This is a genomic window from Nocardia altamirensis NBRC 108246, from assembly GCF_001612685.1.
In the GTDB taxonomy this organism is placed as follows: domain Bacteria; phylum Actinomycetota; class Actinomycetes; order Mycobacteriales; family Mycobacteriaceae; genus Nocardia; species Nocardia altamirensis.
In genome coordinates, this window is the sequence record NZ_BDAY01000082.1 from 1 (window position 1) to 15286 (window position 15286).

Genomic DNA, 15286 nt, shown 5'->3' on the forward strand with positions numbered 1-15286 from the left:
TGCGGTGTGTTGCAACCATATGACTCCGCTCAACGGCGGTGAGCAACCATTTCTCTCCCGTCGATGGGTCAACAACCATTTCTCTCCCGTCGATTCGGGGTTGCCGTCAACTCGGGCTTCGCCGTCGGCTCGGGCTTCGCCGTCGGCTCGGGCTTCGCCGTTGATTCGGGCTTTGCCGTCGCGTTGGGATTCCTCGCACGCCTGTTGAGCACCTCGCACGCGTGTCCACTCTGTCGACACGCGTGCGAAGTCCCACGGCGCGTGGGAAGTCACGGTTCGGTGCGCTGACGGCGTCTGGAGTTCAGGGGAAAGGGCTGGTTGGGGGTTTGGGCGGGGTGGGGGCGGGTAGGCACCATAGGGAGGGGCATGGTGGTCGGTTACGACTACAGCACGGCCTTGGTCGACCCGTAGACCGAGTTGATCATGACGGCCTAGACTGAAATTCTGCCTACCCACACCATCTCGAAGGGGTGGAGCCATGAGGCGCTCAATACAGTTTCTCTTCTTTGTGATCTTGATCGGGGCGTTGGCCGCGTTCGGATCGGGAGCGGCGACCGCGACCATGATCGGGGCGCCGCCGGCCAATTCAGTGGAATCCATCGGACCGTCATCGGGTGCGCTTGTCGGCGTTGCCCATCCGGTGACCATCACGTTCGCCGCCGCGGTCACGGATCGCACGGCAGCCGAGCGGTCCGTCGACATTCGAGCAGGGCAACCGTTGCCGGGGACGTTCGCGTGGACGAATGACCGGGAGGCGGTGTGGACGCCGACCGGCTTCCTGCCCGCCAATGCGCGGATCTCCGTCGGCATCGGCCAGGTTCGCACCGAATTCAACACCAATGCAGGCGTTTTCGGTGACGGCGACATGTCGGCGCACACCTTCACGCTGACCGTCGGTGGTGAATCACGGACGATGCCCGCCTCGTACGGCAAGCCAGGCTGGGAAACCCCGTCCGGCACCTTCCCGGTGCTGGAGAAGGCCCGCAGGGTCGTGTTCGACTCGCGGACCATCGGCATCCCGCTGAGCTCCCCCGAGGGCTACGTGATCAACGGCGAGTTCGCCGAACGCCTCACTTGGGGAGGCGTTTACATCCATTCGGCCCCGTGGTCGGTGGAACAGCAGGGCAACTCGAACGTCAGCCACGGCTGCCTCAACCTCGCCCCGGACGACGCCGCCTGGGTCTACTACAACATCAACGTCGGCGACCCGGTCAGCCTGCACTGGTGAGCAGCGGTGGTGGGTACCGGACTGCACCCACCACTCGCCCTGTCCTCCACACCACCGAATGACACGAGCCGAGCGCATCCACTAGCGTGACACGCACAGACGTGCACGAGGGGATCACGAATGCCGCAGTTCCCGGTCCGAACTCCCTGCGACACAGCAGAAGTCGTTGCCGAACCGGCCAGGCCGAAGGACCGGGCCGACCTGGAACGGATCTGGCCTGCCCTTGACAACGCGCAGCGCACCGCGGTCCTGGAGTGTGTAGCCCGCCTACACCCGGGGCACGCACGGCTGCCGTTCATGTAATGATCACCTGATTGGGACATAAGTCGCTCTGATCGGATCCGGGAGTTGATGGGATGATGACCACCACACCAACGCGCGCCGACATCGAGTTCCAGTCGGCGGGCACCACGGTGCGTGGCTGGCTGTATAGGCCGTCGGCAACCGGAGCCGCCGCCCCTGTCGTGATCTTGGCGCACGGGCTCGGCGCGGTCAAAGAGATGCGACTAGACGCGTTCGCGGAACGCTTCGCCGCGGCCGGATTCGCCGCCCTGGTCTTCGACTACCGGCATTTCGGTGCGAGCGACGGCGCGCCTCGCCAACTGTTGAGCATCGGCCGTCAGCTCGACGACTGGTCGGCCGCGATCGACTACGCGACCTCACTCGACGGCATCGATCCGACTCGAATCGCCTTGTTCGGAACGTCTTTCAGCGGTGGCCACGTGTTGCGCGTTGCGGCCAACGACCGCCGCGTCGCCGCGGTCGTTTCGCAGTGCCCGTTCACCGACGGCCCCGCGTCCGCCCCAACGGTCGGCTTCCGGCCCTTGCTCGGCATCGCGGTGCGCGCGATCTTGGATGTCGCCGCTTCGATGCTGCGCAGGCCACCGGTCACCGTCCCACTGACCGGCGCCCCTGGCCAGGTCGCGCTGATGAACGCGCCGGACGCGGCACCCGGCTACAACGGGCTGGTGCCGCAGCAGTTCACCCATGTGAACGAGGTCGCCGCCCGGATCGGGCTGACCCTGCCGCTCTATCGTCCGGGCCGGAGTCTGCGGAAGATCGGCGTCCCGGTGTTCCTCGGCGTCTGCCTCGAGGACTCGGTGGCTCCGCCGCGCCGCACCCTGCGCTATGCGGCTCAGGCCGGAACCAATGTCGAGGTGCACGAATACCCAGCAGGCCACTTCGACATCTATGTTCCCCCGCACTTCGATGAGGTCGTCGGCGACGAGGCCGCCTTCCTCGTCCAGCACCTGCGACCGTTCTGACCTGTTCTCACGCCGCAAGCAGCGCATCGTCGCGGGTGACAAGCGCGGCGTAGCGGCCGTCTCTTTTCATGAGCTCGTCATGTGATCCGCGTTCCACGACGTGTCCGCGCTCGAGCACGACGATCTGATCCGCGTCCCGAATCGTGGACAACCGGTGCGCGATGGTGATCGTGGTGCGATTGACCGACAGCGCGTCGATCGCGTCCTGCACCTCCTGCTCGGTGTGCGTGTCCAGCGCACTGGTCGCCTCGTCGAGCACCAGGATCGGCGGGTTGCGCAGCACGACCCTGGCAACGGCCAGCCGCTGCTTCTCGCCGCCGGAGAAGCGATACCCACGCTCCCCGACCAGGGTGTCGTATCCGTCGGGCAGGCTCATGATGTGCTCGTGAATTTGCGCGGCACGCGCTGCGTCGTGCAGTTCCTGTTCTGTCGCATCGGGTTTCGCGAAACGCAGGTTCTCGGCAACGGTGGCATGGAACAGATATGTCTCCTGCGACACCACACCGACAGCGCTGGCGAGGTCCGCGAAAGATACGTCCCGCACGTCGATTCCGTCGATGGTGAGCGCACCTGAGCTCACGTCGTACAGCCGCGCCACCAAGTAACCGAGAGTGGTCTTACCGGAACCGGTTTCGCCGACAATCGCCAAGCTCGACCCGGCGGGCACAGTGATGTCGATGTCGCTCAACACATCCCGATTACCCGACCCGTAGGAGAACCCGACGTGGTCGAACCGCACCTCACCCGCGACATCGGCCAGCGCCACCGGCCGAGACGGTTCCTCGATATCGGGCCGCAGATCCAGATACTCGAAGATCCTGCCGAACAACGCCATCGAGGCCTGCATCTCCACTCCGGTGGACAGCAACTGCACCATCGGCCGCAGCAGTGTCGTCTGCAAGGTGGTGAACGCGACCAGTGTCCCGATCGACACCAGCGGCTGCCCGGCCGTCACGGTGAGCCCCGCCGCGAAGTAGATGACCGCGGGCATCGCCGACATGACGATCTGAATCGTCGACTGCCGCCACCGCCCCGCCATGCTCGCGCGAATCTCCAGATCGACCAGCCCGCGCGACTCCCGCGCGAAACTGTCGACCAGCGCGGGCGAGCGCCCCATCGTGCGGCCGAGCAGAATGCCGCTCACCGAGAGCGACTCCTCCACGATCGCCGACATGCCTGCCAGCTTCTGCTGGCGCTGCGCGGTGATCTTGCGGCGTTCGTCGCCGACCCGGCGGCTGATCCAGACGAAGAACGGCAGCATGATCAGCGAGACGATGGTGAGCCGCCAGTCCAGCACGATCATCGCGACCACCGCCGCGAAGACGGTGGTGAAGTTGGAGACCAGCGACGTCGCCGTCGACGTGACGGTCGACTGCATGCCGCCGATATCGTTCGCGATGCGCGACTGCACCTCGCCGGTGCGCGTCTTGGTGAAGAACGACAACGGCATTCGCTGCAGCTGGGTGTAGACCGCGGACCGCAGGTCGTGCATGACGTCCTGGCCGACGGTGGTCGAGATATAGGTCTGGAGCACGCCGAAGACGCTGGTCAGCACGGCGACGGTGACCATGCCCGCGGCGAGCATGGCGAGCAGTCCGGTGCGCCCGTGCGGGAGCGCGTCGTCGAGCACCGCGCGCAACAGGAACGGCGAGGCGAGCGCGACGATCGAGGACAGGAATACGAGTGCGGCCACGAGGGCCAGCCTGGCCCGATAGGGCCGGAACAGCCGGACGATCCGGCGCAGGTGATGTGGGGGCTGCATAGGCGCCTCCTTCCAAGGAAACTACGTCATGAAACTGAGCATGACTCATAATTGTTCCCAAAACAATGAGTTATGCTCAGAATCATGGAGTCCGCCGAGACCGACCTGCCCGAACTCTTCCTGCGCGCCGCCAAACGCATCCGGCGCAACCAGGTCGCGCGGCTCGCACCCCTCGGCCTGACTCCGGCACAGGCGCGCGCCCTGCGCATCATCGCCCATCAAGAGGAACCGCTGCGCATGACCGCGCTGGCCGAACACCTCGGCATCGTGCCGCGCTCGGCGACCACGGTCGTCGACGCCTTGGCCGCCGCCGACTTGGTGACCCGCGCGCCCGATCCGACCAACCGCCGTGTCACTCTGGTCGCGCCGACCGAATCCGGCCGCGCCGCCCTCGCCAGAATGGCGGCAGCCCGCCGCGCCGCCGCCGAGGAGCTCTTCGCCACCCTCTCCCCCGACCAGCGCGACATGCTGCGTGACCTGTTGGCAAAGCTGGATTCCGCTACCCCATAACGCAATCCGACCGATCGACCCTCGATCTCGACGATCGTCACGCTCCCGAATCACACCGAGCCGCTCCCTACGCGCCGGTACTCGCCGGGCGTGTACCTGCCGTCAGCAACCGGGCAGTATCCTCGCCCGGGGCGACGGTGGAAGTCGGCAGTACCGCCGCGTCCGCGCATGCTGCATTTCGAGATCGGTGCGGATAGCCTGGCGATATGACCTGATGAAGGTGGGGCGATGGATCGACCGGAGATGAGTGCACGACGACCTGCAAACGACTACGGGCGGGGGCTACAGATGACGAGACGCGGTGCGCAAGAACAACCCCACGCACCCGATGACCGATACCAGGGCGCCTACTCAGACTGGGTCGACGGGCCACCCGCCCGGGAACCCGAGCCGGCGCCGGAGTATTTCGAAGACCAGTTCAGCGGCCTGATCGATCGATCGCGGGGGCGACGATCGACCCGCAAGTGGCTGATACCGGTGCTCGGCGTTGTCGTAGTCGCCGCCGGTGCCGGAGCCGCGTTCGTCCTCCTCGGCGACTCGGAGCCGCCCTCGTCGGCAACCACTCCACCCCGGATCGGCGCGCCGGCCACCTCGCCCAGCGGGCAGTGCACCGCCGAGCGGGTCGGCAACCGGATCAAGGGCAACGACCCAGGCGGTTTCGACTCCGGCCCCGCCGCGATCTTCGCCTTCCAGCACGCGTACTACGTGGCCCGCTCCGGCGAAGAAGCCCGTGCCGCAACCACTCCCAATGCCGCGGTCGAGTCGGCCGACGCCATCCAGCAGGGCATCGACTCCATTCCGGCGGGCACCACCTACTGCGTCGCCATCACCCCTGGCGCGTTCGCAGGCCAGTACGTGGTCGTCGTCACCGAGAACCGCCCGGGCAAGCAGCCGATCACCTACAACCCGCAGCTGGTCACCACCGCCGAGGACGGTGGACGCACCCTCATCAGCGCCATCGGTCCAGGACAGTAGGAACAGCCCACCTAGTTCGCCACGGTTCCGGAAGGCACGAAACAACAACGGCCGGACCGGGATTCGCTAACGCACTGGCCCGGGCCGGCCGTGATCGGAAGAATCGGGCGACGGCGCCCGCGGGGCTCAGCTGTTGGCGTTCTCCGCGGCGACGACGACGTGGCGCATGAGCAGCGCGGTGGTGACCGGGCCGATGCCGCCGGGTACGGGGCTCAATGCCGCGGCCTTCCCGCGCACCGAGTCGGCGTCGACATCGCCGACGATGCTGCCGTCCGCGGCTTCGTTGGTGCCGACGTCGACGACGACCGCACCCTCGCGCACGTGTTTGCCGGTGACCAAACCGATTCGGCCCGCCGCCGCGACGACGATGTCGGCGGCCGAGGTGACTCCAGGCAGGTCGGTGGTCCGCGAATGACAGATGGTGACCGTGGCATTTTCGGCGAGCAGCAGCTGGGCGAGCGGCTTGCCGACGACATTCGAACGGCCGACCACCGCGACATGCCGACCGGACAGCGGGATCTCGTGGTGCTTCAACAGTTCGACCACCGCCTCGGAGGTGGCGGCGACGAACCCGTCGAGGCCGGAGGCGAGCAGGCCGAGCGACAGCGGGCTGACACCGTCGACGTCCTTGGTCGCCGCGATCGCGGAGCTGACATCCTCGAGGGTGATGCCAGCGGGCAGCGGCGTCTGCAGCATGATGCCGTCGGTCGCCGGGTCGGCGCTGCGCGCCGCGAGCTCGGCGCGGATCGTCTGCACCGACGCGTCGGCACCGAGATCGACCGTGTCGCAGGCGATTCCGAGACGCTCGGCGGCCTTGCGCAACGAATTCACGTACCAGGCGCTGGCCGGGTCGTCGTTCGCGACGATCAGGGCGAGCCGTGGCGCGGCACCCGCCTCGGTGCGCGCGGCGGCGCGCTGCTTGGTGTCGGCGTTGAGGGCGGCGGCGAGTTCCTTGCCGGTCAGCGAAACGGTATCCACGTTGTCACACCTTATCGGGGACGCGCCCGACCGCCACGACGCGCCCTGATCGCCGCGCCCGGTTTGTCCCACTACCGGAAAACCGGCCGCAGAATCCGTTCGGCTAATACGTGATTTCGAGATCACCCCGCCGTATCGTGAACCTGCTTGCCCACGGCTAACTGCCAGCACGTGCCCAACCCGTTGTATGCCCAACACAGCATTTCGCGGAAAGGTGTCGACTGTAGTGAAGATCTCGAGGCACTGGAAACATCTAGCCGCGACGCTGTTCGCGGCCATCACCCTGACCGGTCTAGCCGGCGTTCCCGCCCATGCCGGGGACACCGATGCCCTCTACAACTCCGCCCAGCGCAACTTCACCGACGGCAATGACGCCGCAGGCCGCGCCGACCTGCGCAACCTGATCGGCGCCGATCCCACCGACGCCGACGCCCTCTCACTGCAGGCGATCTGGTCGCATTACGCGGGCGACCTGCCCGCACTCGGCGACGCGATGGCGCGGCTCAACGCGATCGATCCCCCGATGGCGGCGGGCACAACGAACGTGCTCAATGCCATCAACTTGGCCGTCGGCACGCTGCCGAATCCGTTTCCGGCCCTCATCGGCCCGCAGACCGGCATCGTCGTGTGCGGCTACGGCCTGCTGCCCGACGGCGCGCTGCGTCCCGAGCTGGTGAACCGGCTCACCGCGGCCTGGCTGCAGTCCATCGCCGCGCCGCTGTCGCCGATCGTGGTTTCCGGCGGCAATCCGCAGAACGGCATCGCCGAGGCGGACGCCATGGCGGGCTGGCTGATCGGCCACGGCGTGCCTGCCGCCAGGATCCACGTGGAGAACCGGGCCGGATCGACGGTGCAGAACGCCCTGTTCAGCACCAGGATGCTGCGCGATATCGGCGCGACGAGCGCGGTGGTCGTCACCTCGCCCAATCACATCCGGCGCGCCGTCGCCGACTTCATCGTGGCGGGCACCCAGGTGGTCGGCGCGACGACGTCGCTGGAACAGCTGGTCTCCCAGCTGCCGCCGCCTTCGCGGCAATCGCAGCGCGGCATCTATCTGGATGCCACCCGCACCTTCGAGTTGGCCACCGCGCGCTGACGTGCTCGCCCGGAATCCGCGCGCTCGCCGAGCCTGCGGATTCCGGGCAGCGGTTGGTGCCGGACCTCACCCGAAAACCGGTGGCCCGCGCGGGGCAGGCCACGGCAGGATGTGCGGGTGATGGCAGGAAATATCGATACGGGGGGACGGCAGCCGGTGGTGCCGGCGGATGTCGTCGCGACCTTACGCGCGGCGGGCTGTGTGTTCGCCGAGGACGAGGCTCGCCTGCTGAACGCCGCGGCCGCGGAACACGGCGCCGACCTCGAAGCCCTGGTAACGCAACGGGTCGCAGGGACGCCCCTCGAATACCTGCTCGGCTGGGCCGAGTTCCACGGCATCCGGGTGACGGTCGCGCCGGGCGTTTTCGTTCCCCGCCAACGCACCGTCTTCCTCGTCGACGAGGCCGCCGCACTGGCCCGTGCCAACACCCGGCACTCGGTCGTGGTCGACATGTGTTGCGGCAGTGGAGCATTGGGCCTGGCGCTGGCGACCGTCCTGGCCGCCGAAGACCGGCCGGTCACCCTGGCCGCCGCCGATATCGATCCCGCCGCCGTCGACTGCGCTCGCCGCAACCTGACCACGCTCGGCGCACCGGTCTACGAGGGCGACCTGTTCGACCCGCTCCCCGAGGAACTACGCGGCTGCATCGACATCCTGCTCGCGAACACCCCGTACGTCCCGTCCGCGATGATCGCGCACCTGCCGCCGGAAGCCCGTGACCACGAGCCGCACAGCGCCCTCGACGGCGGTCCCGACGGCCTCGACGTCTTCCGCCGTGTCGTCACCGGCGCCAGCTCCTGGCTCGCGCCCGGCGGCCACCTGCTCGTCGAAGCCAGCGAACACCAAGCCGAGCAGGCGCTCGCGGAACTGCGCGCACACGGCCTGCGCGCCAGGCTCGCCGAATCCGACGAGCACTACGCGACGGTCGTCATCGGGACCAGATCCGCAGGCTGAGCCGCTACTTCGAGCGGCCGGTGAACTCTTCCATCGAGCGGTACACACCGACACCGTTGAGGAACATGTCGCGCAGCTTGATCGGCAGGATGCCGGACAGCGCCTTGTTGAGGCGGGAGGTCCACGGCAGGATCACCAGCGGGGTGCCGTTCTTCATCTCGCGCCACGAGGTGTCGACCACCTCGTCCTGCTCGAGAATCGGCGTGAACAGGAAACCCTTTGCGCCGTCGAACATTCCGGTGTTGATGTAGGTCGGGCAGACGGTGGTCACCCTGACGTGCTCGTGGCCTGCCTGCTCCAGTTCGATGCGCACCGAGTCGGACCAGCCGAGCGCCGCCCACTTGGAGGCCGCGTAGACGCTCATCCGCGGATTCGCGACAAGGCCTGCCGAGGAGGCGATCGTCAGCACCCGCGCCTCGGTCGCACCGGCGACCATCGCGGGCAGGAATTCGAGCGTGACGTACATCGGGGCGTGGGCGTTGATCGCCATCGTCTTCTCGATGTCGGCCTGGTTCTCGGTCTCCCAGAAGTAGCTGTTGCCCCGGACGATGCCCGCGTTGTTGACCAGGATGTCGATGTCGCCGACCTCGGCGCGCACCGACGCGGCGGCCTCGGCAATGGTCTCGGGCACCGACACATCGACCACGAAGTGGTGGATGGTGCCGCCCGCCGCGGTCAGCTCCGCGGCGGTGTCCTTCAGCGCGATCTCATTGATGTCCCACAGCACCACCGCGGCCGCGCCCTCGCGCACCGCGCGCTCGGCGAAGAGCTTGCCCAGCCCCATGGCGGCGCCCGTCACCAGCACCTTCTTGCCCGCAACCGTGTCGAGTTTCATCCGTTCCCCATCCTGTCGAGTCCGCGAAAGTTATTTCTGGCGCAGTGTTTTCATGAGACCGAAGTACAAGGTCATGGTCTTGGCCCACAGCTGCTCGGACATGCCGGGCAGCGGCGCGATCGGCAGCATCCGCTGCACCGCGATCGTCTGGGTGTCGATGTATTTCAGCAGGCCTTCGGGGCCGTGCCTGCGCCCGGTCCCCGAAATGCCGAGGCCGCCGGACGGCGCGTCGGCGCTACCCCATGCGGCGATGAAGCCCTCGTTGACGTTCACCGACCCGGCGTTGATCCGCGCCGCGACCGCGCGGCCGTGGTCGATGTCTTTCGTCCAGACGCTGGCGTTGAGGCCGTAGGCGGTGTCGTTGGCCTGTTCGACCGCCTCGTCGTCGCTGCCGACCCGGTAGATCGAGACGACCGGGCCGAAGGTCTCCTCGCGGTACACCGTCATTCCCGGCCGCACCCCGCTCAGCACCGTCGGCTCGTAGAAGTAGGGCCCGAGGTCGGGGCGGGCGCGACCGCCCGCGAGCACCGTGGCGCCCTTGGCCACCGCGTCCTCGACATGCGCTCGGACCGTGGCCAATTGGCGCGGGAAGGTCAGCGAGCCCATGTCGTTGTCGTAGGTCAGCCCGCCGCCGAGCGAGATTCCTTCGACGTGCGTGACGAATTCGGCGACGAACTGGTCATACACCTTGTCGTGCACATAGATTCGCTCCATCGCTTCGCACAGCTGCCCGGCCGAGGCGAAGCAGGCGCGGATGGCGATCTTGGCGGCCCGCGACACGTCGGCGTCGGCGAGCACCACGAGCGGGTTCTTGCCGCCGAGCTCGAGCGAGTAGCCGATGAGCCGCTCCCCCGCCTGCTGGGCAATGGTGCGTCCGGTGGCGCTCGACCCGGTGTAGTCGACGTAGTCCGCGCGCCCGATCACCTCACTGCCGATCACCGAGCCACGGCCGAGCACCGCCTGCCACAGCCCGCGCGGCAACCCGGCGCGCTCGGCGGCGTCGATCGCCCACAGCGCGGTGAGCGCGGTCTGGTTGTCCGGCCGCGCCACCACCGCGTTGCCTGCGACCAGGGCGGGCAGCGCGTCGGAGGCGGCGAGCGCGAGCGGATAGTTCCACGGCGAGATCACCGCGACGACGCCCTTCGGCCGGTGCCGCACGTCGACCTGGGTCAACACCGGAAGCACGCCGCGCGGCTTGCGGGTGGCGAGCAGTTTCGCGGCCACCTGCGCGTAATACCTGGCGTTGACCGCGACGTCGCCGACCTCGTCGAAGGCGTGCGCCCTGGACTTGCCGGTCTCGGTCTGCACGATGTCGAGGACGGTGTCCTGCTCGGCGAGCACGATGTCGTGGAACCGGCGCAGTACCGCGGCACGCTCGCGGATCGGTCGCCGCGCCCAATCCTGCTGTGCCGCACGGGCCGTCGCGAAGGCCGTCTCGATATCGGCGGTGCTCGACTGTGGCAGGTCGGCGATCTTGCGGCCGGTGGCAGGCGCGAGCACCTCGACCGAGGGCGCCCCGCCCGCGACGGCACGCGCGAGCAGCGGCTGCACCAGCGAGGTCGGCAGTGCGTCGGCAGCGGTGAGCGGGGAGGCGGTCGTCATGGTCGGCCCTCTCGATAGGACGGTCGGTCGCACAGCAGGGACGGCCGCCGGGCAGCAGTCATTAACTGAACAATAGTGTTAGATTAATGCTCGTGTCGCGGCGCGTGTCAAGCTCTTCGTCATGGAACACAGCCATGACGGGCTGCGCTCTGTGAGGCAACACCAGGTCTTGCAGGGGGCGTCGTGAGTGAGCGAGCAATGGGCACAGCCGAGCTCTCGCTCGTGACGGAGCCGAGCGCTAGCGAGGCGCAGTCATGAGTGAGGTTGCGCGGCGGGGCCGACCGCCGCAGACCCAGGAACAGGCCGACGAGGTCAGGGCGCGGATCGTGCTCGCGACCGCGGAGGTGTTCACCCGCAACGGTTCTCGCGGCATGAGCGTCGCGCAGATCATCGAACAGGCAGGCCTGGCGCGGCCGACCTTCTATCGCTACTTCGGCAATGCGCTCGAGCCGCTGCACGTCCTGCTCGACGCCTCCAACCACGGCCTGGTCGGCGGCATCCGAACCGCGCTGACCGGGACGGACGCGCCGGTCGAACTCGGCATCCGGCTGATCGACGCCTATCTCGGCTGGGCCGACGGCCACGGCGCCATGCTGCGCCCGCTCTTCGCCGAACTGCACGATCCGGCCTCGCCGGTGTCGGCCTACCGGGAACGCGCCTTCGACGATATTCGCGCGCTGGTCCGCGAGACGTTCACCGAGCTCGGCCGTCGCGTGCCGAGCGCGCTCGATCTCGATGCGGCACTGCACGTCTGCGAGTACGTCGTCTACCGCGTGTCGGCGGGCACCGCGCCCGGGGCCGAACCCGATGCGGAAACCGTTGCCGCGGCCCGGCTTACGATGATCCGGGTGCTGCTGACCACCCTCGGCACCCGCGCCGACGTCGAGTACGCGCTGGATCTGCCCGACCTCTTCCCGCCCGCGCCCTGACACGCTTCACCACCGGTGCGAGGCGCCCGAACGGCATGCGGGTCAGTCCCTGGCGCCCACCGGCTCGGTCTGCCCGGCCCGCGCGAAACTCAATGCGTCGTCGGCGATCGGCCGGTGCCGCAACGCCACCAGATCACGCAGATAGTTCATCCGCAGCCGCCACGGCGCGCGATCGCCCTGGATCGGGAACTGATTCGCGGCCCGCAGCACATACCCCGGCGTGAAGTTCAGGAACAACGATTCGGCGCCGACCGACGGATCACGGACCGGCAGGCACCGCGCATAGCCGTGCGTATCCATGTGCCGCAGCAGCCGAACCAGATACTCCGACACCAGATCTGCCTTCAACGTCCACGAGGCGTTGGTGTACCCGATGACGTAGACGAAGTTCGGCACGTCGGACAGCATCATCGCCTTGTAGGCCATGTGCTCCGCCAAGGTCACCGGCCGCCCGTCCACCTCCAGCTCGATGCCGCCGAATGCGAGCAGGTTCAAACCCGTTGCGGTGATAATGATGTCGGCGTCGAGGGTGGCGCCGGAGGCGAGTTGTACGCCGGTCTCGGCGAACGTCTCGACCTGGTCGGTCACCACGTCCAGCCTGCCCTTGCGGATGGCGCGGAAGAAGTCGCCGTTGGGCGCCAGGCACAGTCGCTGATCCCACGGGTTGTAGCTCGGCGTGAAGTGCGTGTCGATGTCGTATCCCGGCGGCAGCCAGCGTTCCTGCCAACCGCGGATCCGCTTGCGCATGTTCTCCGGATACCGTTGGCTGAGTTGATACATCACCGTGGCCAGCGCCACGTTCTTGGCGCGCGCGACCGCGTAGGCGGCGCGCGGCGACAGGAAACGGCGCACCCGCAGCGCAAGGCCGTCACGCTCGGGTGCGGAGATGATGTAGCTCGGGCTGCGCTGCAGCATGGTCACGTGTGCGCCCTGCGTGGTGAGCGCCGGGCCGAGTGTGACGGCGGTGGCGCCGCTGCCGATGAGCAGCACCTTCTTGTTCGCGTAATCCAGGTCCGCTGGCCAGAACTGCGGGTGCACAACGGGTCCGGTGAACCGGTCGACGCCGGGAAAGTCCGGGGTGTACGGCTCGTCGTAGCGGTAGTAGCCGCAGCAGGACAGCAGGAATCCGGCGCTGAAGGTGACGGCCGCGCCGGTGTCGGTGCGTTCGGCGTGCACGGTCCAGCGGTTCTGCGCCGAGGACCATTCGGCCCGAACCACCCGGTGCTGGAAGCGGATATGCCGGTCGATGCCGCTCTCGGTGGCGGTGTCGCGCACGTAGTCGAGGATGGACGCGCCGTCGGCGATCGCCTTGTCACCCAGCCACGGCTTGAACCGGTAGCCGAGGGTGTACATGTCCGAATCCGAGCGAATTCCGGGGTAGCGGAACAGATCCCAGGTCCCGCCGAGCGACTCGCGGCCCTCCAGGATCGCGTAGGTCCGCCCGGGGAACGCCCGCTGCACGTGATAGGCGGCGCCGATGCCGGACAAGCCGGCCCCGACGATGAGCACATCGATGTGCTCGGCGGCGGTGGTCATCGCGGTCTCCTTCGCTGGTAGACATGCTGGCCCCAGCCTATCGACCGAGGCGGTATTCCACCGCAGCTCGATACATCGCGCGCCGCGCCGGTCATGCCGAGCACGTGCGCGGCATTCGGGTTCCGCTCGGCCGCAACATAGTTGATTGTTGGACGAGAAGAAGTCTTGCGCGAGATACCAAGCGGTATCGAATTGCTTGGTTCGCAGTGAAGTCACTCACATTCGCTATAGAACGAGCCGCGCCGTCGCCCAAGTCGGGAAGTTAGCCAACTATTCGCCACAATGTGACGGCGACCATCGAAGCACTGTGCGCATATCGCACGGCGCACTCCACGAAAGGTGTTGGCACCCGCAATCTTCCGGCCGCAGACACCTCAGTGAGCAGGCTTAGCCAGTCGATCACCAGTTAGTGATACCTCACGAAACACCAACTTTTGGAATGGTGCACAAGGGCGTCTGTGCGACGTAGGCATTCCTAGTTACCGTCGGGTAGTGTCCGACGCACCGAAGATCAGAGACGATCCGGAACCGTATTCTTTCCACGCTTTCCAGGAGCGCGCGTGTCGCATTCTAGATTCGAATCCATCGGCGCCTATCTGCCTTCGAATATCGTCACAACCCAGGAGTTGCTCTCTCGGCTGAAAGAACCCCCGTCTTTCGATCTCGAAAAAATTACCGGAGTGAAGGAACGCCGGGTGCACGACACGAGGCCGGAGTCCTACGAAGACTCGTTCGCGATCGCCGTCAAGGCCGCGCAGGACTGTCTGTCCAGGTCGCGCTATGACGCAACGGAACTCGACGTGATCATCTCCACCTCGATCACCCGAAGCAACCACGCCACCCGCATGTACATGGAGCCGTCCTTCGCCGGGTCGATAAGCCGTCTTATCGGAGCGAAGAACGCCATTACCTTCGACGTGTCCAACGCGTGCGCCGGAATGCTCACCGGCACTTATATTCTGGACCGGATGATCCGATCGGGTGTCGTGCGCAACGGCATGGTGGTCAGCGGTGAGGCGATTACTCCCATCGCGGACACGGCCGTCGCGGAGATTTCCGAGAAATACGATCTGCAGTTCGCGTCGCTGTCCGTCGGCGACTCGGGCGCTGCGGTCGTGCTCGACCAGGCGGTCGACGACAACGACAAGATCCACTACATCGAGCTGATGACGGCCTCGGAGTACTCGCACCTGTGTCTCGGCATGCCGAGCGACAAGAGCCAGGGTGTTGCGCTGTACACCGACAACCGCAAAATGCACAACGAAGACCGGTTCCTGTTGGGCACCAACAGCCAGATCAACTATCTCGAGGCGCGGGGCCGCACCTTCGCCGACGAGAAGTTCGACTACGTCATCCACCACCAGTTCGGCGCCGCCGCGATCCCGTGGATGAATGCCATCTGCGAACGCGAATTCGGCACCCCGATGCCGCCGGATCTGCGGGTCATCGAGAAATACGGAAACACTTCGACCACTTCGCATTTCATCGTGCTGCACGATCAGCTCAGCGACCAGAACATCCCGGCGGGCTCGAAGCTGCTGATGATTCCGGCCGCCTCCGGCATCGTGACCGGCTTCCTGTCCACCACCATCTCGTCTCTGAAGGTCTGAGGTCAG

14 protein-coding genes are annotated in these 15286 nt (G+C 66.9%); 9 read left to right on the top strand and 5 right to left on the bottom strand.

What is annotated here, in order from left to right:
* The first annotated feature begins 478 nt into the window (after positions 1–478).
* The 3 genes from NA11_RS34545 (at position 479) to NA11_RS34550 (ending at position 2493) form a co-directional block, all read left to right on the top strand.
* Positions 479–1228: a L,D-transpeptidase gene (locus NA11_RS34545; RefSeq protein WP_069166273.1), complete on the top strand. Its 750-nt coding sequence runs from the start codon at positions 479–481 to the stop codon at positions 1226–1228.
* Positions 1229–1348: 120 nt separating this feature from the next.
* Positions 1349–1531 carry a hypothetical protein gene (locus NA11_RS45165; protein ID WP_141718013.1) on the top strand — a complete coding sequence of 61 codons (183 nt, stop codon included), beginning with the start codon at positions 1349–1351 and terminating at the stop codon, positions 1529–1531.
* A 53-nt stretch (positions 1532–1584) separates the two neighbouring features.
* Entirely contained in the window at positions 1585–2493 is a 909-nt protein-coding gene (locus NA11_RS34550; RefSeq protein WP_245746398.1) for an alpha/beta hydrolase, read from the top strand.
* Between the two features lie 7 nt (positions 2494–2500).
* Here NA11_RS34550 and NA11_RS34555 read toward each other — a convergent pair whose 3' ends face one another.
* Positions 2501–4255, bottom strand: coding sequence for an ABC transporter ATP-binding protein (locus NA11_RS34555; RefSeq protein WP_069166274.1), 1755 nt, complete (start codon positions 4253–4255; stop codon positions 2501–2503).
* 84 nt (positions 4256–4339) lie between these two features.
* On the opposite strand from NA11_RS34555, the gene NA11_RS34560 reads away from it, so the two are divergent.
* Positions 4340–4765, top strand: a complete 426-nt coding sequence (locus NA11_RS34560; RefSeq protein ID WP_069166309.1) for a MarR family winged helix-turn-helix transcriptional regulator — start codon at positions 4340–4342, stop codon at positions 4763–4765.
* 288 nt (positions 4766–5053) lie between these two features.
* On the top strand, positions 5054–5740 hold the full coding sequence (locus NA11_RS34565) for a DUF8176 domain-containing protein (RefSeq protein ID WP_069166275.1): 687 nt from the start codon (positions 5054–5056) through the stop codon (positions 5738–5740).
* Positions 5741–5866: 126 nt separating this feature from the next.
* Here the strand turns inward: NA11_RS34565 and NA11_RS34570 are convergent, their stop codons facing one another.
* Positions 5867–6718, bottom strand: coding sequence for a bifunctional 5,10-methylenetetrahydrofolate dehydrogenase/5,10-methenyltetrahydrofolate cyclohydrolase (locus NA11_RS34570; protein WP_069166276.1), 852 nt, complete (start codon positions 6716–6718; stop codon positions 5867–5869).
* A gap of 226 nt (positions 6719–6944) precedes the next feature.
* Between NA11_RS34570 and NA11_RS34575 the strand changes: the two genes are divergently transcribed.
* Complete coding sequence (locus NA11_RS34575) at positions 6945–7814, top strand: YdcF family protein (protein ID WP_069166277.1); 870 nt, start codon at positions 6945–6947, stop codon at positions 7812–7814.
* Positions 7815–7934: 120 nt separating this feature from the next.
* Positions 7935–8768: a putative protein N(5)-glutamine methyltransferase gene (locus tag NA11_RS34580; protein WP_069166310.1), complete on the top strand. Its 834-nt coding sequence runs from the start codon at positions 7935–7937 to the stop codon at positions 8766–8768.
* Between the two features lie 4 nt (positions 8769–8772).
* On the opposite strand, the gene NA11_RS34585 is transcribed toward NA11_RS34580, so the two are convergent.
* Positions 8773–9603, bottom strand: a complete 831-nt coding sequence (locus NA11_RS34585; protein WP_069166278.1) for an SDR family NAD(P)-dependent oxidoreductase — start codon at positions 9601–9603, stop codon at positions 8773–8775.
* Positions 9604–9633: 30 nt separating this feature from the next.
* Positions 9634–11205 carry a succinic semialdehyde dehydrogenase gene (locus NA11_RS34590; RefSeq protein ID WP_069166279.1) on the bottom strand — a complete coding sequence of 524 codons (1572 nt, stop codon included), beginning with the start codon at positions 11203–11205 and terminating at the stop codon, positions 9634–9636.
* A 254-nt stretch (positions 11206–11459) separates the two neighbouring features.
* Between NA11_RS34590 and NA11_RS34595 the strand changes: the two genes are divergently transcribed.
* Complete coding sequence (locus NA11_RS34595; protein ID WP_069166280.1) at positions 11460–12134, top strand: TetR/AcrR family transcriptional regulator; 675 nt, start codon at positions 11460–11462, stop codon at positions 12132–12134.
* Between the two features lie 42 nt (positions 12135–12176).
* On the opposite strand, the gene NA11_RS34600 is transcribed toward NA11_RS34595, so the two are convergent.
* Positions 12177–13670, bottom strand: a complete 1494-nt coding sequence (locus NA11_RS34600) for a flavin-containing monooxygenase (RefSeq protein ID WP_069166281.1) — start codon at positions 13668–13670, stop codon at positions 12177–12179.
* A gap of 560 nt (positions 13671–14230) precedes the next feature.
* On the opposite strand from NA11_RS34600, the gene NA11_RS34605 reads away from it, so the two are divergent.
* Positions 14231–15280, top strand: coding sequence for a 3-oxoacyl-ACP synthase III family protein (locus tag NA11_RS34605; protein WP_069166282.1), 1050 nt, complete (start codon positions 14231–14233; stop codon positions 15278–15280).
* Positions 15281–15286: the final 6 nt, after the last annotated feature.